This window comes from Azospirillum fermentarium, from assembly GCF_025961205.1.
In the GTDB taxonomy this organism is placed as follows: Bacteria; Pseudomonadota; Alphaproteobacteria; order Azospirillales; family Azospirillaceae; genus Azospirillum; species Azospirillum fermentarium.
Genome location: NZ_JAOQNH010000002.1, coordinates 355,014 through 380,000, shown reverse-complemented (window position 1 = coordinate 380,000; position 24,987 = coordinate 355,014). Strand labels below are relative to the sequence as shown.

Below are 24,987 nucleotides of genomic sequence, written 5' to 3'. Positions count from 1 at the left end.
GCCGAACACGCCGCGTTCGATGGCCCGGTCGGTTTCCTGGCGCAGCCGGTCCTTGACCGCCGGGTCTTGCAGGGCGGCGGCCACCTCTGCTGCGTCCAGGCCCTGGGAAGCTGCGATTTCCACAACGGCTTCCGCGGCGGAGATGTCCCGTCCCTCCCCCCAATGGGCGTGATAGAGGGCACCGGCCAGGCGGCGGGCCGCGGCCGGATCGCGCCCCTCCAGCCACCAGAAGGCACGGGAGGCGCTGACCCCCAGAATCGGCATCGCCGCCGGCCAGGTGAAGGGCGCGCCCGAGCGCCGGGCGATGCGGTGGACGTCGTGTTTCAGGTAATCGCCCCGCAGCGGCTGCTGCATGTTGGGCTTCATGCCGGTGACCTTGAACACGGCCCCCAGCAGGATGGGGCGCCATGCCACCGTCCGCCCATGGCGGGCGGCAATGGCATCGATTCTCAGGCTGGCGAAATAGCCGTACGGCGAGGCGAAGTCGAAATAGAAGTCGATGGGCGCACCCATACCCGTTCCTCCCTCACACGCGGGCCGTGAACCGGCCCTTATGGAAGGAAGGCTAAACGGTGCGGACCTTGGAATCAAACACGTAACCGGCACCGCGTTCGGTTTTGATGATGCGCGGCTCCTTCGGATTCGCTTCGATCTTGCGGCGCAGGCGCAGGATCAGCACGTCGATGGAGCGGTCGAACACCTCCGCCCCGTCGGCGCGGGTCAGGTCCAGCAACTGGTCGCGGGTCAGCACCCGCTGAGGCCGCTTGACGAAGGCGGCAAGCAGGCCGAATTCGGCCTTGGTCAGTTCCACCTCGCGCCCGTCCTGGCCCCGCAGCCGCTGGGCGGTCAGGTCCAGTTCCCAATTGGCGAACTGAACCACCGCCCGCAGCTCCTCCGCCGAGCGGGCCGGGCGCTGTTCCCCCGAGACGCGGCGCAGCACCGCCTTGATGCGCGCCAGCAGTTCACGAGGGTTGAAAGGCTTGGTCAGGTAATCGTCGGCCCCCAGTTCCAGCCCGACGATGCGGTCCACATCCTGGTCCTTGGACGACAGGATGATAACCGGGATATGGGATTCGGAGCGGATCTGCCGCACCAGCCCCAGCCCATCGCCGTCGGGCAGCCGCAGGTCGCAGACCACCAGGTCCGCCGGATCGCTGCCCAGCACCGTCCGCGCCGAAGCGGTGTCGTGCGCCGTGGAGACCCGGAACCCCTCCGCCGCCAGGTACGACGCCAGCAGTTCCCGGATCGGCTCGTCATCATCGACCGCAAGAATGTGCATGATCACCATCCCCCCGCCCATGGCACCGACACCGGGCCGGCGGCATGCCCGCTATCGGTTACAGGCTTGTAACACACTCCCCGCCCCCCGCGGAAGAGTGTGTCGATTGAAACAAGCTCTCTTTCCCACGAAACCAAAAACGCGGAAACCTGAAATGGGGAAGACATATTCTTCGGGTTTAATCACCAGCGTCGGAGGGACGCACCCCCGGACACGCCGATTGACGACGGGAGAGCATAGCGATGACCGCGTTTGACCATTGCCTGCAGCGGATTGCCCACCTGGACCGTGCCGACCGGCTGTTGAACGAAGTCCGTCTTTACGACAGCCGGATGCCGCTCCGGGAAGCCTTGCGCCAACAGCAGCAGATGCTGTCGGAGGCCCGGCGTCATCTGGAATCGGCGCGCACACTGCCGCCGGCTCCTTGAGTCTTTCACCGCGAGAGTGTTTCAACCGGGCCGGCCAGCCGCCCCACCCCACCGCCGGGGTCTTCCGCTTTCCACGGATCATGCCATGACCATTCTGTCCTTTGCGGAAACCTGCCGGCGGGCGGACCGGCCCGCTCCCCTTTCCAACGGCCTTCCTCCGAAGCAACCGGGCAGTGAACGGGTGCTTCCCCTCCCCTCCTCCCTCCCCGCCCGGCCTGCGCCGGAACGGGAGGGAGGGTTCTTTTTTCATGGGGAGGCGCTGCACGCCCCCGTGCCGGAGCTGTGGCGGACCATGATGATCCGCTGGCTGGACGGGGCGGAAGCGGACACCGCCGCCTGCCGGCCCGTGGCCATAGGGGCGTGACGGCAAAGGGCATGGTTCCAGGGACGCATCAGCGCCGGGCCGTCGCCTCGATCTCGACCTTCATGCGGGGATCGGCCAGAGGACAGGCGACCACGCTGCGCGCCGGGCAGGCATCGGTGAAATAATCCCCCAGCACCGGCGCAACCCGCGGAATGTCGCGGGAATCGGAGACATAGACGCGCAGCCGCACGATATCGTCCAGGCCCGCCTCCACCTCGGTCAAGGCCTGGCGCAGATTGTGGAAGGCCCGGTGCGCCTGTTCCGCGGCATCATCGGGGATATCGCAGCCGTCGGCCCCAAAACCGTTGCTGCCCGACACGAACACCCAGCGCCCGCCGACCACGGCGCGGGCATGGGCGCCACCACGGCGCCGCACCGACGCCGCGGCGAAGGTCGAATGAACCGATGCCATTCCTGTTTCCTCCCAAACTTTCGTTGCAGTGTCTTTTTTGAGACGAAAAGATGACAGGCCCGCACACCTTTGCCAGCTAAAAATGCAGCGGCAAAACAGCGCCCCATTCTTTCCGCTTTCTGTGGCAACACTGCACCGGATGGGGCAAAGCCTGCGCCGATCCCCATATGACCCCAAGGCCCATTCCCAAAGCTGGGAAAGTGATGGCCGGACGAACATTTCAAAACAGGGGAAAAACCCGATATGCCATTGGATAAGACATTGGACACGAAACGCCACGGCGGCCCGGCGGCAATGCTGGGGTGGACAGTTCTGGCCCTGCCCCTGTCCATGTCGGTGCTGCCCGCCCAACCGGCCCTCGCCCAGGCGGCAGCGGCGGACCTGACGCTGAAACGTGTCCTGCTGTCCACCGGCGGCGTGGGGTATTACGAATACGAAGGACGGGTGTCGGGCGATGCCACCCTGCCGCTGACCGTGCGCCGGGATCAGGTGGACGACGTGCTGAAAAGCATCGTTGTCTATGACGATGCCGGCGGAGTCGGCACCATCGCCCTGCCCGGCAATGAGCCGTTGAAGGCGGTGTTCGACGGCCTGCCCTTCCCCCCCGACGCGCTGGACAACCCCATCAGCCTGCTGACCGCGTTGAAGGGATCGGTGGTCCGCGCCACCGGCAACCGCACGGTGGAAGGGCGCCTGCTGTCGGTGCAGCCGGAGACCACCACGCTTTCCAGCGGTGCCACCACCACCCGCCACCGGGTGACGCTGGTCACCCCATCCGGCCTGCAGCACCTGATCCTGGAAGAGGCCGAAAGCCTGACCCTGGCCGAGCCGGAAAAGCAGGCGCAGCTCGACCGCGCCCTGTCGGCGCTGGCACGCCAGGGCGAGCAGGAGCGCCGCACCCTGTCCATCCGCACCGCCGGGACCGGCAGCCGCACCGTGCGCGTGGCCTATGTGGCCGAGGCACCGCTGTGGAAGGCCACATACCGCCTGACCCTGCCGGCGGCAGGCGCCACCAGCGGCGACCTTCAGGGCTGGGCGGTGCTGGAAAACCGCAGCGGCGCCGATTGGTCCGGGGTGGAGCTGACCGTGGTCTCGGGCAACCCGGTGACCTTCCGTCAGGCGCTGTACGACAGCTATTACGTCGCCCGCCCGCAGGTGCCGGTGGAGGTGCTGGGCCGCATCCTGCCGCGCGCCGACGACGGGACCGTGCCCATGGCTGCCGAGTCGGGATATCAGGCGGACGCGCGCGAGCCGCCCGCGGCCAAGGCGATGATGGCACCGGCCCCAGCCGCCGCCCCGCCGCCGCCGGCCCCCATGGGCCGTGCCTTGCAGCGGCCCGAAACGCCGGGTGCCGCCCAGCTTGCCGCCGCCGAAAGCACCGAGGCCACCTCGCAAGTGGTGTTCCGGGCGCCGCAGCCGGTGACGCTCGCCAGCGGTGAATCGTTGATGCTGCCCATCGTGGCCCGCAGCGTGCCGGTCACCCGCGTGGACCTGTTCCAGCCGGCGGCCCACCCGCGCAACCCGCTGGCGGCGGTGCGGCTGGACAACAGCGGCGCCGGGACGGTCAGCCTGCCGCCGGGGGTTCTGACCCTGTACGAGCGTGACGGCGGCGGTGCGGTGTCGTACGTGGGCGATGCCCGCATGGGGGCGGTGCCGGCGGGAGACCGGCGGCTGCTGAGCTTCTCCCTCGACCAGAAGCTGCGCATCGACCGCAGCGAACAGCCGGGCCAGACCATCAGCGCCGTCACCGCCGCCGACGGGGTGATGACGGTCACCCTGATGGAGCGGCAGACCACCACCTACACCATCGCCGGCTCGGTGGGTGAGGAACGCACGCTGGTGATCGAACACCCCCGCCGCCCCGGCTGGTCTCTGGCGGAACCGAAGGGGAGCACCCCCGACACCACCGCCGATGCCTACCGCTTGCCGGTGACGGTGCCGGCGGACGGCAAGGCATCGCTGACCGTGACGCTGGAGCGTCCACGGCTGGAGCGGGTGGTGCTGGCCGACCTGTCCGCCGACCAACTGGGGGCGCACCTGTCGGGCCGCGCCCTGCCCCCGGCGCTGAAGACGGCGCTGGAACGGCTGATGACCCTGCGCGTCACCCTGGCCGAGCACCAGCGCCGCATCGCCGGCCTGGAAAAGGAGCGGACCGAGATCACCGCCGAGCAGGAACGGCTGCGCGACAACCTGGGGGCTCTGCCCAAGGACAGCGATCTGTACAAGCGCACCCTGACCAAGATGAGCGAGCAGGAAACCCGCCTGGATGCCCTGGCCAAGGAACTGGCCGCCGCCCGCCGCGACAGCGATGCGGCACAAAAGGCCGTGGCCGACGCCGCCCGCAGCGTCAAGCTGTAAGCGGAAACAGCAGGGGGGTGAGGCGTTCCGGCGCCTCCCCCACCCGTGGCAGGGGACGCCCGTCCAGGACGGCGATGGGACGCAGGCCCAGGCTGCTGCTCAGGAACGCCTCCTCGCACACCGAAAGATCATCCGGGGTCAGGGACGCCTCCGCCCCCGCCTGCTCCAGCACCGCGGCGCGCAGCACGCCGGGAAGGGCGCCATCGGACACCGGCGGCGTCAGCAGGCGCCCGCCGAGCACCACGAACAGGGTCGCCGCCGTCGCCTCCGCCACCCGGCCCGCGGTGTTCAGCAGGATGGCCTCGCCGGCCCCGGCCCGCTGCGCCTCCTGCCGCGCCAGGATGTTGTCGAGATAATTCAGGCACTTGATCCGCGACAGGGGCGAATGCTCGTTGCGGCGGGTCACGGTGGCGGTGATGCAGGAGGCCGGCGGCAGGGGCGCCGGAAACGGGGCGGCGGTCAACAGGACCGTGGGCACCGGGTCCGCCGGCGGCAGAACGCCCCGCGGGCCGCAGCCGCGGGTGACGGTCAGGCGCAGTGTCGCATCGGTCAGGCCATTGACCCGCAGCAACGCCGCCGTCATCCCGTCCAGATCCAGCGGCGGCAGGGGCAGGTCCAGCACCGCCGCCCCGGCGGCCAGCCGCGCCCGGTGGCCGTCGAGCCGCAGGATGCGGCCATCCCGCACCGCCATGGTTTCGAACAGCCCGTCGCCCAGGGTGAAGCCACGGTCGCCGGGGGCGATGGCGGCGGCACCGTCGTCGAGAATCGCTCCGTTCAGCCAGACAGACATGGTGCGCTGCCTCCCTTTCCTGTCACCCGATCGGGGGGACAATGGGGGAGGCAGCGCACCGCCGCAAGCGCTCAACACACCGTTACGGGGCCATGAAGACCGTGCCATGGCGGGCGGCCTCGCCGCTGGCCTTGTCGGTCACCACCACCGACACGTCGCTGGACCCGGACGCCACCGATCCCGCAGGCGTGCGGACCAGGATACGGTATGTGGCCACCGAATCCGGCGCCGCCGACAGGTTCAGGGCGGCAGCCACCTCCCCGCCCTCCCCGGCCAGGGACAGGCGGGCGGCGGGCAGACCGCTGAGGCCGACGGCATAGTCGCGGGCCGTGTGGGTCTTGTTCAGGATCTTGATCGTGTAGGCGTTCTGGATGTCGCCGGTGGACAGGGTGACGAACAGCGGTGCCCGGTCGCGCAACACCGACACCTCCACCGACGGGCGCAACAGCAGGGCCGCCGCCATCACGCACGAGACCGTGAGCATGATGAGGCCATAGACGATGGTGCGCGGGCGGATCAGCCGCACGGTGGCCGGCTTGCCCTCGGTCTTGGCGATCTGGTTCGACTGGCTGTCGTACAGGATCAGGTTGCCGGGGCGGCCCATCTGTTCCATCACGCTGTTGCAGGCATCCACGCACAGGCCGCAGCCGATGCAGGAAATCTGCTGGCCCTTGCGGATGTCGGTGCCGGTGGGGCAGACGTGGACGCACAGCTTGCAATCCACGCAGTCGCCCCAGCCCTCCGCCGCCCGCTCCTCCCAGCTTTGGGATTTGCGCACCGGGTGGCGGTTCTCGCCGCGCCAGTCCTGGTAGGTGACGACGAAGGTGTCCTCGTCCATCATCGCCGATTGGTAGCTGCGCCAGGGGCAGACGTAGATGCAGATCTGTTCCCGCGCCCAGCCGGCAAAGAAATACGTGGTGAAGGCGAACAGGCCGGTGAACAGCAGCACGCCCGACGACACCTCCCCCTGGGCCATCTGGCGCAGCAGGGTGGGCGCATCGTTGAAATAGAAGATCCACGCCCCGCCGGTCAGGAGCGAGATGACGATCCAGGCGCCGTGCTTGGCGGTCTTCTTCAGGATCTTGGCGGTGCTGAGCGGCGCCTTGTCCAGCCGGATGCGGTCGGTGCGCCCGCCCTCGATCTTGCGCTCGACCCACATGAACAGGTCGCTCCACACCGTCTGCGGGCAGGTGTAGCCGCACCACAGCCGCGCCACCATGGTGGAGGCGGCGAAGATGGCGAACGCCCCGATGATCAGCAGGCCGGTCAGGTAATAGACCTCCTGCGGCCAGATCTCGATGAAGAAGAAATAGGCCCGCCGCCCGACCATATCCACCAGCACCGCCTGGTCGGGGATGCCGGGGCCGCGCTCCCACCGCAGCCAGGGGGTGACGTAATAGACGGCCAGCAGAAGCCCCACCACCAGCCATTTCAGCCGGCGGAAGGGTCCATGGACATCGGCGGGATAGACCTTGGGCCGGTTGACGAACAGATGGCGCCGCGGCTCCTCCTCATGATGCTCATGACGGGAATCGCTGGCGCCGGCGGCGTCGGCCTTGGGAGCGAAGGGGTTGAGGAGGGTCATGGATGCGCCTCACACCATCGGCGGGGCCGGCGGGGCCGGACCCGCTCCGGGACGATGGAAAAATCCTATGACCCTTATCCTAGGCGGTCTGTAACCAAGTCACATTGCGGGCCGTCAATCCCCCCGCACGACACGATGCCGCAGGAACGCTTATTCTTCTTCCAGCGAGGCCAGCCCGGTGTGATAGGCCTCGTCGAACAGCCGTTCCAGGGTGGCGTTGGTGCCGCGCAGCCCCTCCACCACCGCGGCGGCCCAGGTGAAGTATTCCCGGCGGCGGGACAGCGACCAGTTGGCCGGCGGCGACACCTTCATGGAGCGCAGGTTGCTGATTTTGTCGGCGATCTTGACCAGCTTGGCCTTGGGCGAAGCGGCCGGCGCGGTGTCGATCTGGCGCTGCTTGCGCTCGGCACGGGTCAGACGCTTGTCGTCGGTCACCTCCGACACGATGGCGGCGATGGTGGGACCGAACATCTTTTCCAGTTCCTCGCGGCTGGTGTCGGTGTCTTCCATGGTATCGTGCAGCAGGCCGGCGATCACCGCCTCCACATCCTCGCCCCCCGTGGCCTCGGCCACCAGATGGGCGACCTCCGCCAGATGGTTGATGTAGGGTTCGGCGCGCAGCCCCTTGCGCCGCTGGTCGGTGTGCTTGTGGGCGGCGAATTCCAGCGCGCGGGTGAACGCCAAAAGCGGGGGCTGCGACGGCGAAATCACGGTATCATCTCCTGACCAGTCGTTGTTCGGCCACACCAGACACGGGACCGGAGTGCCCATGTTCACCAGCTTTTTCTTCGAACTGCGCCGCGTCGGCGTGCCGGTGTCGCTCAAGGAGTATCTCACGCTGATGGAGGCGATGAAACGCCACGTCGCCGGCCACAGCGTGGAAGATTTCTATTACCTGAGCCGGTCGTGTCTGGTGAAGGACGAACGCAACCTGGACCGCTTCGACCGGGTGTTCGCCCAGGTGTTCAAGGGCATCGGCGAAACCCCGGCGGCGGGGGAGGCGGTGCCGGTGGCCGACCTGCCCGAGGAATGGCTGCGCAAACTGGCCGAACGTTTCCTGACCGACGAGGAAAAAGCCCAGATCCAGTCGCTGGGCGGCTGGGAGACGCTGATGGAAACCCTGGCCCAGCGCCTGAAGGAGCAGCAGGGCCGGCACCAGGGCGGGTCGAAATGGATCGGCACCGCCGGCACCTCCCCCTTCGGCGCCTGGGGCTACAACCCCGAGGGCGTGCGCATCGGCCAGAGCGAATCGCGCCACCGCCGGGCGGTGAAGGTGTGGGACCGCCGCGAATTCCGCAATCTCGACGACACGGTGGAGCTGGGCACCCGCAACATCAAGGTGGCGCTGCGCCGCCTGCGCCGCTTCGCCCGCACCGGGGCCGCCAGCGAACTGGACCTGCCGGGCACCATCCGCGCCACCGCCGGCAACGCCGGCTATCTGGACCTGAAGATGGTGCCGGAGCGGCACAACGCCGTCAAACTGCTGCTGCTTTTGGACATCGGCGGGTCCATGGACGACCACATCCGCCTGTGCGAGGAGCTGTTCTCCGCCGTGCGGACGGAGTTCAAGCACCTGGAAACCTTCTACTTCCACAACTGCATCTATGAGAGCGTGTGGCGCGACAACGCCCGCCGCTTCGACGAGCGGATGCCCACCTGGGACATGCTCCACACCTATCCCGCCGATTACAAGCTGGTGTTCGTCGGCGACGCCGCCATGAGCCCCTATGAGATCCTCTACGACGGCGGCAGCGTGGAGCACTGGAACGAGGAAGCGGGGCGGGTGTGGATGCAGCGGGTACTGTCGGTCTACCGCCGGGCGGTGTGGCTGAACCCGGTGCCCGAAGACCGCTGGGGCTACACGGAATCCACCCGGCTGATGAAGAAGATCATGGAGGACCGGATGTTCCCCCTGACCATCCAGGGGCTGGATCGGGCCATGCGGGCGCTGCTGTGATCTTTAAGAAAACAGAACCCGAAACAAATGAACACAGAGGGTGAAATCAAGCAATTCCGCCCAAATTCCCCTGTACGTGTAGGGTTATCGGGCCGAATGAACCTTATTACGGAAAGATTTCCCTCTCCCTCATTTCCTGGATAATCGTTCTATGCATTCTTGCCGATGGCCCTAGCTCCTCTTTCAAGCACGGAAACCGGGACAGTTTCAGCCCTCGTTTACGGTTGAATAACCGTCGTCAACCTATATTGAGAAAAAGCAGATCCCACGGAAAGGGAGGCCGATCATGGACAAAATCCCCTTACGGGCTTGCGCCATGCCTGACGCCACACCCGCACGCGAGGCTCACCGCACGATGGCGACCGACACCAACCTGCCGGCTTCGTTCCTCATCAACGATGATTTCCGCCGAAAGGCGCGGCAGATCCTGACCACCCATTCCACCGTCCCCGCCGGCTGTGTCCATCTGCTGGGGTTGGAAGAAATCCGCGAACGGGCCGGGCGCAAGTGGGACATAATCGAACAGAGGGTCCACGACGTCACCGAACGGATCTTGCAAAAGAACCTGTCCCCCGCCGATGCCTGGATCCGCTACGGCGGCGAAACCTATCTGGTCGTCTTCGCATCCAAGGACAAGAGCAAGGCGCAGATCACCTGTGGCCGGATCAAGACCCAGTTGATGGAACTGCTGCTGGGCCACCAGGATACCCACGACATCACGGTCCAGACGGTGGTCGTGGACATGAACGGCCAGATGCTGCTGGAATCCCATGCGCTGGGCAGCCTGCTGGACGGCCTGGCCGCCAAGGCCGGCGGCCATGACGCACGCGACGGCGTTTTCGGCGACGGCGCGGGTGGTGATGCCGGCGTCATGGTGCCGGCGCCCGATCCCGGCGTGCTGGATTTCGTCCACCATCCCATCTGGGACGCCATGGCCCATGTGACGTCCACCTATGCCTGCCAGCCCCGGCTGACCCGTACGGGCTTCGCGCCCCTGATCGGCTATGCGGTGCTGGACGATCGGGAGGATGTGAACGCCATTCTGGATCTGGACCGCCACACGTTGCTGGAGGCTGTGGCGACCCTGACCGAACTGTTCCAGAACAGGTTCCGCTATATCCTGGTTCTGCCGGTCCATTTCGAGACCATGGCCAACACCAAGCGGCGGCGGGATTATCTGACCACCTGCCGGATGATTTCGAAATATCTGGCACCGTTCGTCAGCTTCGGGCTGGTGGGGTTGCCGCGGGGCATCCCCATGGGCCGGCTGAACGAAATCGTCACCGCCCTGCACGCGGTGGGCCGCTCCGTCACCGCGCGCACGGAGGAGGACGGCGCCGATCTGGCCACCTATGCCCAGTGCGGGATCAAGGCCGCCGGCATCGAACTCAGCCCCTATGCCGAGGGGACCAAGGCCGCCCTGGAGTTGGAGCATTTCAGCGCCGCCTGCCACAAGGTGGGGCTCAGCGCGCACGTGGACGGCGTGCGTGACAGACGGACCATGGATCTGGCGGTGAAGGCGGGATTCAAGTACCTGTCCGGGCCGATCATCGGCTCGGACGACCCCTACCCCCAGCACATGGTCCGCTGCACGGAAAAGGATCTGCTGATGCGCGCCCGCCCGAAACACCGGCCGGGAAGCGTCTAAGGCTCAGCGGGCGTAGACCTTCGGCTCGGCGAAGTTCAGATGGTCGATCAGCGCCTGGCTGACGCAGCCATCGACGGCCAGCCTGGCCTTTTTCTGGTACGCCTTGATGGCGGAACGGGTGCGCGGCCCGGTCTTGCCGTCCGCCGGGCCGGGCTTGAAGCCATGGTCGGCGAGCGCGGTCTGGATGCCTTCCACATAGCCGCGCAGGGTGTCGGAGCCCATGGCGTCCTCTTCCACGCACCGCGCCGCGGCACCCTGCATGGACACCAGAAGGACCGCCCCCACAAAAAGCAGAACACGCCCCATAGAAACCCTCCTTGAAGTTGGGTTCCAAGGGCCTCCCGGCCCTTGGCGGGGAAGCGCGAAGGGGAAGGATCCCCTTCGCAAAACGCACTCCCCCGGCGTTACGCGCCGTCCTGTTCGTCGCTCTGCCCCTTGATCCGGGCGGCCAGGGCGGCTTCCAGGAAACGGTCGATATCGCCGTCCAACACCCCTTGGGAGTTGGAGGTTTCCACCGACGTGCGCAGATCCTTGACCATCTGATAGGGATGCAGCACATAGCTGCGGATCTGGTGGCCCCAGCCGATGTCGGTCTTCTGGGCTTCCAGCGCCGCGGCGGCGTCTTCGCGGATCTTCAGTTCCCGTTCGTACAGGCGCGCGCGCAGCATGTCCCACGCCTTGGCGCGGTTCTTGTGCTGGGAACGTTCCTGCTGACAGCTCACCGCGATGTTGGTGGGCAGGTGGGTGATTCGAACCGCGGAGTCCGTCTTGTTGATGTGCTGGCCGCCGGCACCCGACGCGCGGTAGGTGTCGATGCGGCAGTCCTTTTCGTTGATCTCGATGTTGATCTTGTCGTCGATCACCGGGCTGATGGACACGGCGGCAAAGCTGGTCTGGCGCCGGGCCTGGCTGTCGAACGGGCTGATGCGCACCAGCCGGTGGACCCCGGCCTCCGTCTTCATCCAGCCATAGGCGTTGTGGCCCTTGATTTGGACGGTGGCGGATTTGATGCCCGCTTCTTCGCCGGGGCTTTCTTCCAGCCATTCGGTCTTGTAGCCGTGCTGTTCGGCCCAGCGCAGGTACATGCGCAGCAGCATCAGCGCCCAGTCCTGCGCCTCGGTCCCGCCGGCACCGGCGTTGACTTCGACGAAGCAGTCGTTGGCGTCGGCTTCGCCCGACAGCAGGCTTTCGATCTGCAGCTTGCCCGCGCGGTCGCGCAGGGCATAGAGCTGGGTTTCGGCGTCGGCGACGACGGTCGCGTCCTCTTCCGCCTCGCCCATTTCGATCAGTTCCAGGGAATCGGAGAGATCCCGTTCCAGCGCGCGGTAACCGTTGACCGAGGTTTCAAGCTGGGTGCGCTCGCGCATGATCTTCTGCGCGCGGTCGGGGTCGTCCCACAGCTTGGGGTCTTCGGACAGGGCATTCAGTTCGTCGAGACGGCGCAGTGCGTTGTCCCAGTCAAAGATGCCTCCTCAGCAGCGCCAGCGAGTCACGGATCTCGCCAGCGGCCGCTTCGATCTCGGCGCGCATGGGCGAGCCTCCTCGTCAGCCAGAGTGAATACGAAAGCGGGGAGTTATGTAGCGCCTTGTGCCGGGGTTTGCACCCCCAAACTGGCGTTCCCCGAACGAAAGGCCGGGGCCGCACCCCCAACGGATACGCCAGCTTGCCCCGCTTATGGCCCCCCTTTGCTGCCGGGAAAGGTTGGAGGCCTTGTGCCACCTTGTTGCGGGGCAACCAATGCGGTGCGCGGCCATGAACTTTTCCAGTCTTTCATTTCTGCTTTTCATCACGGTCTTTACCGCCCTGTTCCTGGCGCTTGCGCGAACACGGGCGTTTACACCGATGCTTCTGGTCAGCAGCTATATCTTTTATGGCTGGTGGGATTACCGCTTCTGCGCGTTGCTGGCGCTGACCACCGTCATCGACTTCTGGGCCGGGCTGCGGGTGGCCGACGCGCGCAGCCGGGACGAAGCGCGTCACTACCTGTACCTCAGCGTCGGCAGCAACCTCGCCATCCTGTTCTTCTTCAAATACTTCAACTTCTTCATCGACAGCGCCCAGACGGCTCTGGCCAGCCTGGGCATCGACGCGGGCCACACCGCCCTGTCGATCATCCTGCCGGTGGGCATCTCCTTCTACACCTTCCAGAATCTCAGCTACACGCTGGACGTCTACAAGGGTGAATTGAAGGCGGAGCGGTCGCTGGTCAACTATGCCACCTTCGTCGCCTTCTTTCCCCAACTGGTCGCCGGCCCCATCGTGCGCGCCCGCGACCTGCTGCCCCAGATCGCCCAGCCGCCGGAGAAGGTGGATTTCGCCTTCCGCTTCAACGGATTGGAAAAGATCGTCTGGGGCTATTTCCTCAAGCTGGTGCTGGCCGACAACGCCGCCGCGGTGGTGGACGCCCGCTTCGCCCAGCCGGAATTCTACAACGCGCTGAACCACATCATCGGCATGGTGTGCTTCAGCCTGCAGATCTACGGTGATTTCGCGGGTTATTCGCTGATCGCCATCGGGCTGGCGCAGGTCTATGGCTACCGTCTGTGCCCCAATTTCGCCCGGCCCTATTTCGCCACCGGATTCGGGGATTTCTGGCGGCGCTGGCACATCTCCCTGTCGTCGTGGTTCCGGGACTACCTTTACATCCCGCTGGGGGGCAACCGTACCTATGCCCTGCGGGTGCGCAACGTCGTCTTCACCATGCTGGTGTCGGGGCTGTGGCACGGGGCGAACTGGACCTTCGTGCTGTGGGGGGCCATGCACGCCGGTCTGGTGCTGGCCGAGGATGCCGGACGGCGGGCGGTGCGGTTCCTGGGCCTCGGCCTGCCCGCCTGGGGCCGGCGGGCGCTGCGGCCGCTGGTGATCGCCGGGGTGTTCATGGGTATCACCCTGACGTGGCTGCCCTTCCGCGCCGACGGCATGGACACGGTGACCACGATCCTGGGCATCATCGCGCAGGGCGATTTTTCCCTGCCCCACGGGATGCAGCAGACCACGGCGCTGCTGCGGGTCGCCATCGCCGCCCTGGTGGTGTTCTCCATCGACGCCCTGATCGAAGGGGGCATGACCCGGCGCTATGCCGGCGCTCCGGTGGTGGTGCGGTCGTTCGCCTGTTCGTCGCTGATCGTGCTGCTGCTGCTGGTGGGCAGCTTCGGCAACCGGTCCTTCATCTATTTCCAATTCTGACCGTGTAAGGAGCACGCGAAGCCATGGCACGCCTGATTGCCTGCGTTTTCCTGATCCTGGGGATGGTGACGGCCATGGACCGGTCACTCGCGGCGGCGCTGGGGTCGCTGCTGCTGAAAAGCCAGGACCGGTTCATCGCGCTCTACCGCCCCGATACCGCTCCGGCGGATGTGGTCATCCTGGGCAATTCCCGCGCCGACAATCACTTCCCCCCCGACACGGTGGCGAAGCTTGCCTGCGGCAGCACCGTCAACCTGGGCATGGGTGGGGCGCCCACCGTGGTGTCGGCGGCCCTGTGGGAGGATTATCTGGACCGTCACCCCGCGCCGAAGCTGCTGATCCTGGAGCCGACCTCCATCGAGGATGACCCGGCGGTGCTGGCCGACGCCCCCATGCTCAGCACGTATTCCCCGCGGATCGACGCGCTGGTGCGGCAGGCCGACGCCAACCAATGGGCCTGGAATCAGGCATTCCACCTGCTGACCTTCAACAGCAACCAGACCCTGCGGCTGATGGCGGGGATGCTGTCGGAGGGCAGCCGCGACCGGACCCTGGACGGGGTGATGAGTGCCGCGCAAAAGGCCCAGTTGGACCGCGCCCCGGAAGAGGTGTGGGACATGTATCCCGCCAACCTCGCGGCCCTGGACCGCATCATCGCCACCGCGCAAAGCCGCGGCGTGACCGTGGCGGTGGCGATCACGCCGCTGTACGGGCCATTGGCGGCCAAGATCCGCAATTACGATGACTTCTTCGCCACGCTGGCGGCCCATATGCCGCCGGGGGTGACCGTGCTCGACCTGCGCGGCACGGCGACGGCGGAGGAGCAGTTCACCGACCCCATGCACATCAACCGCGCCGGGGTGGAGCGGATGATGACGGCCCTGGCCGACCCGCTGCACCGGCTGGGCTGCGGCGAACCCGGCGGGATGATCGCCCGCCTGCCCGCAGCCCCCCTGACGCCGGCCCCCATATCGCCGGCCCCCATATCGCCGGCCAGTGCCGTGGCTCAGTACAGCCCGCCGGTGCCCACCGTGGCCGCCGCCGGGGGCGGGGCGCCGTAACCGCCGCCCGCCGCCGCCGGCGCCTGCAGCCCGCCGCCGGCGCTGGGCACCGGCAGGGCGGAATAGCTGCCCGAGGCGTCCTCGCCATAGCCGGCGCCGGGCACCTCGCCGCTCCACGACCCGTTGCCGCCGGTCTGGCCCGAGCCGTCCAGCACGGCCACGGCCTGATCGGCGGTGGGTTCGGTGCCGGGGACGAAGGCTTCCCAGATGGAGCGGCGGTCGCCCGGTTCGGCCAGACGCCCATTGTCCGGGTTGACCTTCACCAGACGCAGGCCGGGGGGCATGCGGAACGGCACCGCCGGACGTTCGCGCAGCGTGGCCTCGATGGCTTCCCTGAACATGGGCACCGCCGCCGAGCCGCCGGTTTCCTTCGGCCCCAGCGACCGCGGCTTGTCGAAGCCGATGTAGGTGCCGATCACCAGATCGGGGGTGAAGCCGACGAACCACGCATCCACCGAATCGTTGGTGGTGCCGGTCTTGCCCGCCAGCGGCTTGCCCAGGGCGGCCAGCTTGGCCGCGGTGCCGCGCTGCACCACCCCTTCCAGCATGGACACGATCTGATAGACGGTGCGCGGGTCGGCGATGCGCTCGCGCCCGTCGGGCACCGACGGCGCCGCCAGCCCCGGCTTCCACGCGATGTTGGAACAGCCCTCGCACGGGCGGGTGTCGTGGCGGAAGATGGTCTTGCCGTTGCGGTCCTGCACCCGGTCGATGAAGGTCGGGGTGATGCGCTTACCGCCGTTGTCCAGCATGGCATAGGCGGTGGTCAGCCGCAGCACCGTGGTTTCTCCCGCCCCCAGCGCCATGGGCAGGTAGGGCTGGAGGTTATCGACGATGCCGAACCGCTCCACCAGCGCCTTCACCTTGTCCATGCCGATGTGCTGGGCCAGACGCACGGTCATGACGTTGCGCGACTTCTCGATGCCCACGCGCATGGGCGTGGGGCCGTAGAATTCGTGGCTGAAGTTCTCGGGCCGCCAGATGGGCTGTCCGTGGCCGGGGTTGTATTCGAACGGCGCGTCCATCACCAGCGTGGCCGGCGTCAGACCGGTTTCCAAGGCGGCCAGATAGACGAAGGGCTTGAAGGTCGAGCCCGGCTGCCGCATGGCCTGGGTCGCGCGGTTGAAGGCGCTGATGGCGTGGGAATAGCCGCCGACCATGGCCAGCACACGGCCGGTGTGCGGGTCGATGGCGACCATGCCGCCCTGCACCGCCGGAATCTGGCGCAGGGAATAGGTGTTGGCCGGGTAATCCTTGCCCTTCTCATCCTTGGCGGCGGCCTCCACCAGAATCACGTCGCCCAGCTTGGCCACGTCGGACGGGCGGCGGATGTCGGGGCCGACGCGCTCGCCCTCCTTCCACGCCCGCGCCCAGCGCAGTTCGGCCAGCGGCACGCGCCCGCGGGTGCCGTCGGCAAGGCCGACGTCCAGACCGGCGGGATCATCGTCCTTCAGCACCACCGCCATGTGCCACGGGTCGGCACCGGCGGGCGCCGGCATGGCGGCCAGCTTCTTGGCCCAGCCGTCGAAATTCTCCATCCGTCCCACCGGCCCGCGGTAGCCGTGGCGGCGGTCGTACTGGATCAGCCCGTCGCGGAGCGCGCGGGTCGTCTGTTCCTGGAGCTTGGGATCGACGGAGGCGCGGACGGCCAGCCCGCCCTCGTACAGTGCCTGTTCGCCGTAGAGCTTGGCGATTTCGCGGCGTACCTCTTCGGCGAAGTAGTCGGCGGTCACCACCTCCCCCTCGCCGCGGCGGCGGACGGTCAGGGGTTCGGCCTGGGCGGCGCGGGCCTCCTCGGCGGTGATGGCGCCATCCTCGGCCATGCGGCTGATCACCCAGTTGCGCCGGGCGGTGGCCGCTTCCTTCTGCCGTTCGGGATGATAGTTGGTGGGCGCCTTGGGCAGGGCCGCCAGATACGCCACCTCCGCCACCGACAGCTCGTCCAGGGACTTGTTGAAATAGTTCAGCGCCGCCATGGCGACGCCATAGGAGCGGAAGCCCAGGAAGATCTCGTTCAGATACAGCTCCAGGATGCGGTCCTTGGAAAAGGCGCGCTCGATGCGCACGGCCAGGATCGCTTCCTTGATCTTGCGGACGTACGACACCTCGTTGGTCAGCAGCATGTTCTTGGCGACCTGCTGCGTGATGGTGGAGGCGCCGACGGGCCGGCGGTCGGAACCGAAATTTTCCAGGTTGACCACGATGGCGCGGGCGACACCGATGGGGTCGATGCCCTTGTGGTCATAGAAATTCTTGTCCTCCGCCGCCAGGAAGGCGGAGATCACCCGCTTCGGGATATCGCGGATGGGAACGAAGATGCGCTTTTCCGAGGCGAATTCCGCCATCAGCCGGCCGTCGCCGGCATAGACGCGGGTGGTCACCGGCGGTTCATAGCTGGCCAGCCGCGTGTAATCGGGCAGATCCTGATCGTAATAGTCGATCACATAGACCAGCGCACCGGCACCGGCCAGAACCAGCATGACCGCGGCCATCAGCAGCGACAGAAGAAGGCGCATCGTTCGATCCCACCATGACCGGCCCAACGGCCGAAAACCCGCCCAGGAACAGTGCCGGGACGGGGCCGGATTGCCAGCAAATTATGGCCTGCGCAAGGCCGCGGGGGGAAGGTCTGGCATGCACGTGCCCCCACCTTGTCACCCCCGGTTGCACCGAGGGCGGCGTCAGGATTTGCGTTCGCGGTGCAGCCAGCGGAAATAGGCGTCCACCGCGCGGGTCACGCCACGGGCCATGCGTTCGCGGTGGTCGCCGCTGGTCAGCAGGCTGACATCCTGCGGGCTGGAGAGATAGCCCATTTCGATCAGCACCGCCGGGATATCGGGGCCGGTCAGCACCGCCAGCCCCGCCTGACGATGGGGCTTGGACGGCAGCAGCTTGACCTCCTTGCCCAGATTTTCCAACGCCATCCGGGCAAAGCGGCGGGAATGGTTCAGGGTGTCGCGCTGGGCCAGATCGATCAGGATGCCGGCCACCAGATCGTTTTCCGACGACAGGTCCAGCCCGGCGATGGCATCGGCGCGGTTTTCCTTGGCCGCCAACATTTCCGCCTCGCGGTCCGACGCCTTGTCCGACAGGGTGTAGATGGACAGGCCGCGGATGGTGCCGTTGCCGATGCTATCGGCGTGCAGCGACACGAACAGGTCGCCCCCGGCATCCCGTGCGATGCTCACCCGTTCGCGCAGACGCACGAACACGTCCTTGTCGCGGGTCAGCAGCACGCGGTAGCGCCCGGTTGCCAGCAGTTGGCGCCGCACCTCGCGTGCCGCGGCAAGCGTGATGTCCTTCTCATAAACCCCGCCGACACCGATGGCGCCGGGATCGACGCCGCCGTGGCCGGGGTCCAGCACGACCAGCGGCTTTTCCACAACCGGGGCAGGACGGACGGCCGGAGGGCGCGGAGCGGCGGACGGCAGGGCGGCGGGCACCACCTGCGCCGACGGCGCCGTCGTGGGTTTGGTCGGAATCTCCGACGGAATGGCGGGCAGGGCGGCGGCCTGGAACTCTGCCTTGGGCGGATCGGCGGGCTTGTCCGGCGCCCCCTCGCCCTTGGCGGAGGCGGAGGCCGGAACGCTCTTGCCCGGCGGGCCGTCGGTGCCCCATCCCGGCTTCAGGTCGATCACCAGCCGCGGCTGGCGGCCGTCGCGGGCGGGGATGATGAAGCTGCTGGCCACGTGGACAGGCCCCGTGGTGTCCAGGGACAGGCGCAGAACACCGTCCGCCGTCTCGCTGCGCACCCGGCGGACCACGCCGTGGGGCGGCACGGTGCCGCCGGACCAGCGCAGCCCGGTCAGTTCCACCACCACCCGAACCGGGTCGGCGGCGGTGGTGACGCGGTAGGACACCCGCTCGCTCATCTCGACCACGAAACGGGTCTTGTCGGGGTGGGAGCCCAGGCGCATGTCGATCAGCGACGCCTGTTCCGGCACCATGGGAAGGGCGGCGGTCCGGGCCCGCAAGGTCTCCGCCACGGCATCCGCCCCCGCCGCCAGCGGCAGCAGAAGCATCAGCGCGGCCAGCGCGGCACGGATACGGACCCCGACGGTCATCAAGCCTTCCCAAACCAACGGTGCAGGGCAGCACCCCGGCCCCTTCTTTTGAGCGAGGGACCGGCGGTGCGGCGTGCCCCGACTGTGGCATGCCCCCTGCCGCGGGGAAAAGTGCCGGAGCGGCACCAGCGCCGTTTGCCCCCCGACCGTGACATCCCCGCAACGGGTGGGTTGCGGAAACCACGACGGGTACGGGAACAAACAGCGCTTTTTTGCGCCCGTCCGCTCCTTGAACCGTTGTGAAAGCGCACCGGCTTGTTTATGTTACCGGAGCGACATACCGCGATTCGCCCGCTTCCGGTCTGAGGCGTCAGGGGTCTTCCCTGCCGCGCAGGCAAGAAGGGGCGCCGCGCCCGGAAACACCGTTCGGCCGTTACACCGTGCCGTCCGGCCGTTTCCTGCGGCGGGGCGCTATGAATCGCCGGTGCATGCGGAAAACCGTCGAAGCCGGTTCCGGTCCCAAACACCGGAACACGGCGGGTGCGTTCCGGTCCGTCCTGGCTGCTTTTGACGAGCGCCGTTCGACGGAGAAGCGGGCGTCCCCGCCGATGGCTCACTCACCTTTTTGATGACGCGCCGGGCGCCCGTGGGTCGCGCGGCCTGCCGGGGGCGTCATGAGGATCTTGTATGGCCAAGCGGATGCTTGTTGATGCCACGCACCCGGAAGAAACACGGGTCGTTGTGGTCAATGGAAACCGGCTCGAAGAACTCGACTTCGAGATTGCCTCGCGAAAGCAGCTCAAGGGCAATATCTATCTCGCCAAGGTCACGCGTGTTGAGCCTTCGCTCCAGGCGGCCTTCGTCGAATACGGCGGGAACCGGCACGGGTTCCTGGCCTTTTCCGAAATCCACCCCGATTACTACCGCATTCCCGTCGCCGACCGCGAAGCCCTGATGGCCGAACAGCGCCGCCGGGACGAGGAATACGGCCACGGCGACGACAACGGCGCCGGCTCCCACGCCGACGCGGCCAACGGTGACAGCGACGACAACGGCGACAACGGCGATGCCCCCACGGGCCACCTGTCGCCCATGCCCTCCCCCATCCCGGTGGAGACCCTGGCTGCGCCGGTTATCGAGGGCGACACCCCCGCCGACACCGAGGACGAGGCCCCGGTGGCCGAGGCCGCGAACGGCGCCGAGCCGCCGGCCGAGATGGACACCGACGTGGTGGGCGGCGACGACACCGAAGATGTGGAAAGCCAGCACCGCCGCCGCGCGCGCCCCTTGCGCAGCTATAAGATCCAAGAGGTCATCAAGCGCCGCCAGATCCTGCTGGTGCAGGTGACCAAGGAAGAGCGCGGCAACAAGGGCGCGGCGCTGACCTCCTATCTGTCGCTGCCGGGCCGCTATTGCGTGCTGATGCCCAACACCGACCGGGGCGGCGGGATCAGCCGCAAGATCACCAACCCGGCCGACCGCAAGCGCCTGAAGGAAATTCTGTCGGATCTGGACGTGCCGGATGGCATGGCGGTCATCCTGCGGACCGCGGGGCTGGAACGGTCGAAGCCGGAAATCCGCCGCGACCTGGAATATTTGCTGCGCCTGTGGGACGACATCCGCGAACAGACGCTGAAGTCCACGGCGCCGTGCCTGATCTATGAAGAAGCCAACCTGATCAAGCGGACCATCCGCGACGTCTATTCCGCCGACATCGACGAGGTGTGGGTGGAGGGCGAGGCCGGGTTCCGCACGGCGCGCGACTTCATGTCGATGCTGATGCCCGACCACACCCGGCGGGTCCAGCTCTACCGCGACGACTCCATCCCGCTGTTCCACCGCTATCAGGTGGAAGCCCAGATCGACGCCATCCACAGCCCGGTGGTGCAGCTTCGCTCGGGCGGCTACATCGTCATCAACCCCACCGAAGCCCTGGTCGCCATCGACGTGAACTCCGGGAAATCCACCCGTGAGCGCAACATCGAGGAAACCGCCTTCAAGACCAACCTGGAAGCCGCCGAAGAGGTGGCCCGCCAGTTGCGCCTGCGCGACCTTGCCGGCCTGATCGTGATCGATTTCATCGACATGGAAGAGCCGCGCAACAACGCCGCCGTCGAGCGCAAGATCAAGGAGGCGATGAAGAACGACCGGGCGCGCATCCAGCTCGGCCGCATTTCGCCCTTCGGCCTGCTGGAGCTGTCGCGCCAGCGCCTGCGCCCGTCGCTGCTGGAAACCAACTTCGAACGCTGCCCCCATTGCGCCGGCACCGGTGTGGTGCGGTCGGTGGAATCGGCGGCGCTGCACGTGCTGCGTGCCATCGAGGAAGAGGGTATCCGCAAGCGGTCCAGCGAAATCACCGTCGCGGTTCCGTCCAGCATCGCGCTGTACATCCTCAACCAGAAGCGCGGCGATCTGGCCCGCATCGAGGAGCGCTACGGCTTCGGCGTGATGATCCAGGCCGATGACACGCTCATCGCCCCCGAGCTGCGTCTGGAGCGGGTGAAGGCCCGTCAGGCCGACGAGGGCGGTGCTCTGGTCAGCGCCGACCGGATCATGCAGGAAACCGACCGCGACCTCGCCGCCGAGGCCGTGGAACCGGAAACCGCCCTCCCGGCCGAGGTGGAAGCCGAAGCCACCGAGGGCGAGGCCGAGCGCACGGCCCTGGACGCGGAGGAGAACGGCGACCGCCGCCGCCGCCGCCGCCGCCGCCGCCGTGGCCGTGGTGAGGGCCGCGACGGCTTCGAGGGCCGCGAGGGTGTGGAGGCCGGCGACGAGGACGAAGGCGAGGGCGAGGCCGACGAGGCGCCTGTTCCCGTTGCCGCCGCCGAAGCCGAAGCGGTCTCCGACGAAGCCATGGCCGACGAAGGCGCCGACTCCGACGAGGCTGAAGGCTTCGAGGGCGAGGACGAGAACGGCGACGGTGCACGCAAGAAGCGCCGCCGCGGCAAGCGCGGTGGCCGCCGCCGGTCCCGTCAGCGCGAGGGCGTGAACGGCGAGGCCGTGGCTGAAGAGGGCACCGACGAAGCCGTGGCCATCGAAGCCCCGGCGGAGGAAGCACCCGCCGCCGAACCAGCCCCGGCCGTGGCGGAAGAGGCGCCGGCCCCCGCGGTGACCGAGGAAGCACCCGTGGCGGAAGCCCCGGCAGCCGAAACCCCGGTGGACGAAGCCCCGGCCAAGCCCGCCCGCAAGCGCGCCGCCGCGCCGCGCAAACGCAAGGCAGCCGCCGAGACCGAGGCCGCCCCGGCGGTGGAACCGGTCCCGGCGGAAGAGGCTCCGGCCCCGAAGAAGCGGATCACCCGCAAGAAGGCGGCCCCCGCGGAAACCGGGACCATCGCCGAAGCCGTGACCGTCCCGGTGGAAGAGGCTCTGGCCCCGAAGAAGCGGACCACCCGCAAGAAGGCGGCCCCCGCGGAAGCCGAGGCCATCGCCGAAACCGTGACCGCCCCGGTGGCGGAGGAGGCTCCGGCGCCGAAGAAGCGGACCACCCGCAAGAAGGCGGCCCCCGCGGAAGCCGAGGCCACGGCAGCGGAAGCCGCCGCCCCCGTGGCGGACGCCCCGGTGCCCGCCGAACCGTCTCCCGCCCCGGCGGCGGAACCGGCGGCCGAGGATGCAGCCCAGCCGGCCAAGCCGCGCCGCGGCTGGTGGGCCCGCTGACCATCGGGTAGGGACTGAGGGAAAAGGCGCCTCCGGGCGCCTTTTCCTTTTGTGCCCCCCTGCCTTCCCCCCCTTGCCAACCGGCGGAGCCCTCCTACCTTGGTGGCCTTGCCGGATCTTCAGTGGACCGCTTCGCAATGACTGCCATGCCTGCCGCCAAGGACATCTTTTCCTACCGCCCCTATTGGGCGCACCGTTTCGGGCCGGCCCCGTTCCTGCCCATGTCGCGGGCGGAGATGGACGAGCTTGGCTGGGACAGTTGCGACATCATCATCGTGACCGGTGACGCCTACATCGACCATCCCAGCTTCGGCATGGCGATCATCGGGCGGTTGTGGGAGGCGCAGGGCTTCCGCGTCGGCATCATCGCCCAGCCGGCGTGGCAGGACGCGGAGGCGTTCAAGGCACTGGGCAAGCCCAACCTGTTCTTCGGCGTGACCAGCGGCAACATGGATTCCATGGTCAACCGCTACACCTCGGACCGCCGCATCCGCCACAACGACAGCTACACGCCCAACGACGAGGGCGGGCGCCGTCCCGACCGCGCCACCATCGTCTATGCCCAGCGCTGCCGCGAAGCCTACCGCGACACCCCCATCGTGCTGGGCGGGATCGAGGCGTCGCTGCGCCGCATCGCCCATTACGATTACTGGTCGGACAAGGTGCGCCGCTCGATCCTGGTGGACAGCAAGGCCGACGTGCTGGTCTATGGCAACGCCGAGCGCGCCATCGTGGAGATCGCCCACCGCGCGGCCAAGGGTGAGCACCCCCGCGCCATGACCGGCATCCGCGGCACCGCCCGGCTGGTGGATTCGGTGCCGGACGGCATGGCGGTGGTGGACTACACCTCCATCGACGACACCCTGGGTGCGGTGAAATCGCCGCTGCCGCCGGACCGGACCGTGGTCCGCCTGCCCGATTTCGACACGCTGGTGACCGACAAGGTGCTGTACGCCCACGCCTCCCGCGTGCTGCACCAGGAGGCCAACCCCGGCAACGCCCGCGCCCTGATCCAGCGCCACGGCGACAAGCTGGTGTGGCTGGAGCCGCCGCCCGTGCCGCTGACCACGCCGGAACTGGACCGGGTGTTCGACCTGCCCTACGCCCGCAACCCGCACCCGTCCTACGGCGGTGCACGGATTCCGGCGTGGGAGATGATCCGCTTCTCCGTCAACATCATGCGCGGGTGCTTCGGCGGCTGCTCCTTCTGCTCCATCACCGAGCACGAGGGCCGCATCATCCAGAGCCGGTCGGAAAAATCCATCCTGCGCGAGATCGAGCAGATCCGCGACAAGACCGACGGATTCACCGGCGCCATCTCCGACATGGGCGGCCCCACCGCCAACATGTATCGGCTGGCCTGCAAGGACGAGGAGACGCAGGCGGTGTGCCGGCGCCCGTCCTGCGTCTATCCCGACATCTGCAAGAATTTGAACACCGACCACGGGCCGCTGATCCAGCTTTACCGCAAGGCCCGCGCCATTCTCGGCGTGAAGCGCATCTCCATCGCGTCGGGCCTGCGCTACGACCTGGCGGTGAAAAGCCCGGCCTATGTCAAGGAACTGGTCACCCACCACGTGGGCGGCTATCTGAAGATCGCGCCCGAACACACCGAGGACGGGCCGCTGTCGAAGATGATGAAGCCCGGCATCGGCACCTACGACAAGTTCAAGGCGCTGTTCGACCGCGCGGCGAAGGAGGCGGGGAAGGAACTGTACCTCATCCCCTATTTCATCGCCGCCCACCCCGGCACCACGGACGAGGACATGCTGAACCTCGCCCTGTGGCTGAAGCGCAACGGGTTCCGCGCCGATCAGGTGCAGACCTTCCTGCCGTCTCCCATGTCGCTGTCCACCGCCATGTACCACAGCGAGCGCAACCCGCTGCGGCCCGTGCGCCGGACCGGGGGCGAGGGGGTGTTCACCGCCAAGGGGCTGAAGCAGCGCCGTCTGCACAAGGCGTTCCTGCGCTACCACGACGCGGAGAACTGGCCGATCCTGCGCGACGCCCTGAAGACCATGGGGCGCGACGACCTGATCGGCCCCGGCAAACGCCATCTGGTGCCGGCGTGGCAGCCGTTCGGCACCGGCGGCACCGGGGGCGAGGGCAGCCGCACGGGCCGCAAGCACGGCCAGCAGACCTTCCTGACCACCCATGCCGGCGAGGGCCGGCGGCCGGAGCGCGCCTTGGCCGCGGGTGCCAAGGGGAACAAATTCACCAAGCCCAAAGCCGCGCCCGGCAAGCGCAAGCCCTGAGCCGC

Annotated in this window: 19 protein-coding genes (1 of these 19 cut by a window edge); 9 read left to right on the top strand and 10 right to left on the bottom strand. The window is 67.7% G+C overall.

The features are described 5' to 3' along the window. Together M2352_RS16645 and M2352_RS16640 are read right to left on the bottom strand one after the other, a co-directional pair. Window positions 1–513, bottom strand: the 5' portion of a protein-coding gene (locus M2352_RS16645; RefSeq protein ID WP_264665687.1) for a 2-hydroxychromene-2-carboxylate isomerase. Its footprint begins 90 nt before the window's first position; 513 of the gene's 603 nt are visible here — the first part of the coding sequence; its start codon is at window positions 511–513; the stop codon falls past the left edge of the window. A 52-nt stretch (window positions 514–565) separates the two neighbouring features. Further along, a complete protein-coding gene (locus M2352_RS16640; RefSeq protein ID WP_264665686.1) occupies window positions 566–1,279 on the bottom strand; it encodes a response regulator in 714 nt (237 codons plus the stop codon). Between the two features lie 242 nt (window positions 1,280–1,521). On the opposite strand from M2352_RS16640, the gene M2352_RS16635 reads away from it, so the two are divergent. Next, entirely contained in the window at window positions 1,522–1,707 is a 186-nt protein-coding gene (locus M2352_RS16635) for a hypothetical protein (protein ID WP_264665685.1), read from the top strand. 85 nt (window positions 1,708–1,792) lie between these two features. After that, on the top strand, window positions 1,793–2,071 hold the full coding sequence (locus tag M2352_RS16630; RefSeq protein ID WP_264665684.1) for a hypothetical protein: 279 nt from the start codon (window positions 1,793–1,795) through the stop codon (window positions 2,069–2,071). A 28-nt stretch (window positions 2,072–2,099) separates the two neighbouring features. On the opposite strand, the gene M2352_RS16625 is transcribed toward M2352_RS16630, so the two are convergent. Continuing rightward, complete coding sequence (locus tag M2352_RS16625) at window positions 2,100–2,483, bottom strand: Rid family hydrolase (protein ID WP_264665683.1); 384 nt, start codon at window positions 2,481–2,483, stop codon at window positions 2,100–2,102. Between the two features lie 243 nt (window positions 2,484–2,726). On the opposite strand from M2352_RS16625, the gene M2352_RS16620 reads away from it, so the two are divergent. Next, window positions 2,727–4,841, top strand: coding sequence for a DUF4139 domain-containing protein (locus M2352_RS16620; protein WP_264665682.1), 2,115 nt, complete (start codon window positions 2,727–2,729; stop codon window positions 4,839–4,841). On the opposite strand, the gene M2352_RS16615 is transcribed toward M2352_RS16620, so the two are convergent. The 3 genes from M2352_RS16615 to M2352_RS16605 all read right to left on the bottom strand — a co-directional run bounded on the left by M2352_RS16615 (window position 4,831) and on the right by M2352_RS16605 (window position 7,927). Next, the gene (locus M2352_RS16615) at window positions 4,831–5,631 is read right to left on the bottom strand and encodes an aminotransferase class IV (protein WP_264665681.1); all 801 of its coding nucleotides are present in this window, start codon (window positions 5,629–5,631) and stop codon (window positions 4,831–4,833) included. The genes M2352_RS16620 and M2352_RS16615 overlap by 11 nt on opposite strands. Window positions 5,632–5,713: 82 nt before the next feature. Continuing rightward, entirely contained in the window at window positions 5,714–7,216 is a 1,503-nt protein-coding gene (gene ccoG, locus M2352_RS16610; RefSeq protein WP_264665680.1) for a cytochrome c oxidase accessory protein CcoG, read from the bottom strand. A 150-nt stretch (window positions 7,217–7,366) separates the two neighbouring features. Then, a complete protein-coding gene (locus M2352_RS16605; protein ID WP_264665679.1) occupies window positions 7,367–7,927 on the bottom strand; it encodes an HD domain-containing protein in 561 nt (186 codons plus the stop codon). Window positions 7,928–7,985: 58 nt separating this feature from the next. Here M2352_RS16605 and M2352_RS16600 point away from each other — a divergent pair, with 58 nt between their 5' ends. Then, window positions 7,986–9,173, top strand: a complete 1,188-nt coding sequence (locus M2352_RS16600; RefSeq protein WP_264665678.1) for a vWA domain-containing protein — start codon at window positions 7,986–7,988, stop codon at window positions 9,171–9,173. 316 nt (window positions 9,174–9,489) lie between these two features. Further along, on the top strand, window positions 9,490–10,821 hold the full coding sequence (locus M2352_RS16595) for a nucleotidyl cyclase domain-containing protein (protein ID WP_264665677.1): 1,332 nt from the start codon (window positions 9,490–9,492) through the stop codon (window positions 10,819–10,821). 3 nt (window positions 10,822–10,824) lie between these two features. Here the strand turns inward: M2352_RS16595 and M2352_RS16590 are convergent, their stop codons facing one another. Both M2352_RS16590 and prfB read right to left on the bottom strand, forming a co-directional pair. Beyond that, entirely contained in the window at window positions 10,825–11,127 is a 303-nt protein-coding gene (locus M2352_RS16590; RefSeq protein WP_264665676.1) for a peptidoglycan-binding domain-containing protein, read from the bottom strand. A 98-nt stretch (window positions 11,128–11,225) separates the two neighbouring features. Next, window positions 11,226–12,351, bottom strand: a protein-coding gene (prfB, locus tag M2352_RS16585; RefSeq protein ID WP_264665675.1) for a peptide chain release factor 2 whose coding sequence is annotated in 2 segments (ribosomal slippage) — window positions 11,226–12,281 and window positions 12,283–12,351 — 1,125 coding nt in all. Because the reading frame shifts where the segments join, the coding sequence is not laid out codon by codon here. 313 nt (window positions 12,352–12,664) lie between these two features. On the opposite strand from prfB, the gene M2352_RS16580 reads away from it, so the two are divergent. Continuing rightward, window positions 12,665–14,008 (top strand): MBOAT family O-acyltransferase, encoded by a 1,344-nt coding sequence (locus tag M2352_RS16580; RefSeq protein ID WP_264665674.1) that lies wholly within the window; start codon window positions 12,665–12,667, stop codon window positions 14,006–14,008. Window positions 14,009–14,031: 23 nt separating this feature from the next. Beyond that, window positions 14,032–15,069, top strand: a complete 1,038-nt coding sequence (locus tag M2352_RS16575; protein ID WP_264665673.1) for a hypothetical protein — start codon at window positions 14,032–14,034, stop codon at window positions 15,067–15,069. Here M2352_RS16575 and M2352_RS16570 read toward each other — a convergent pair. Continuing rightward, on the bottom strand, window positions 15,015–17,585 hold the full coding sequence (locus tag M2352_RS16570; protein ID WP_264665672.1) for a penicillin-binding protein 1A: 2,571 nt from the start codon (window positions 17,583–17,585) through the stop codon (window positions 15,015–15,017). The two genes, M2352_RS16575 and M2352_RS16570, sit on opposite strands and share 55 nt — an antisense overlap. A 165-nt stretch (window positions 17,586–17,750) precedes the next feature. Further along, window positions 17,751–19,133 carry an N-acetylmuramoyl-L-alanine amidase family protein gene (locus M2352_RS16565; RefSeq protein ID WP_264665671.1) on the bottom strand — a complete coding sequence of 461 codons (1,383 nt, stop codon included), beginning with the start codon at window positions 19,131–19,133 and terminating at the stop codon, window positions 17,751–17,753. A 627-nt stretch (window positions 19,134–19,760) separates the two neighbouring features. Here M2352_RS16565 and M2352_RS16560 point away from each other — a divergent pair. Continuing rightward, window positions 19,761–22,727, top strand: coding sequence for an Rne/Rng family ribonuclease (locus tag M2352_RS16560; protein ID WP_264665670.1), 2,967 nt, complete (start codon window positions 19,761–19,763; stop codon window positions 22,725–22,727). 146 nt (window positions 22,728–22,873) lie between these two features. Further along, window positions 22,874–24,982, top strand: coding sequence for a YgiQ family radical SAM protein (locus tag M2352_RS16555; protein WP_264666354.1), 2,109 nt, complete (start codon window positions 22,874–22,876; stop codon window positions 24,980–24,982). Window positions 24,983–24,987: the final 5 nt, after the last annotated feature.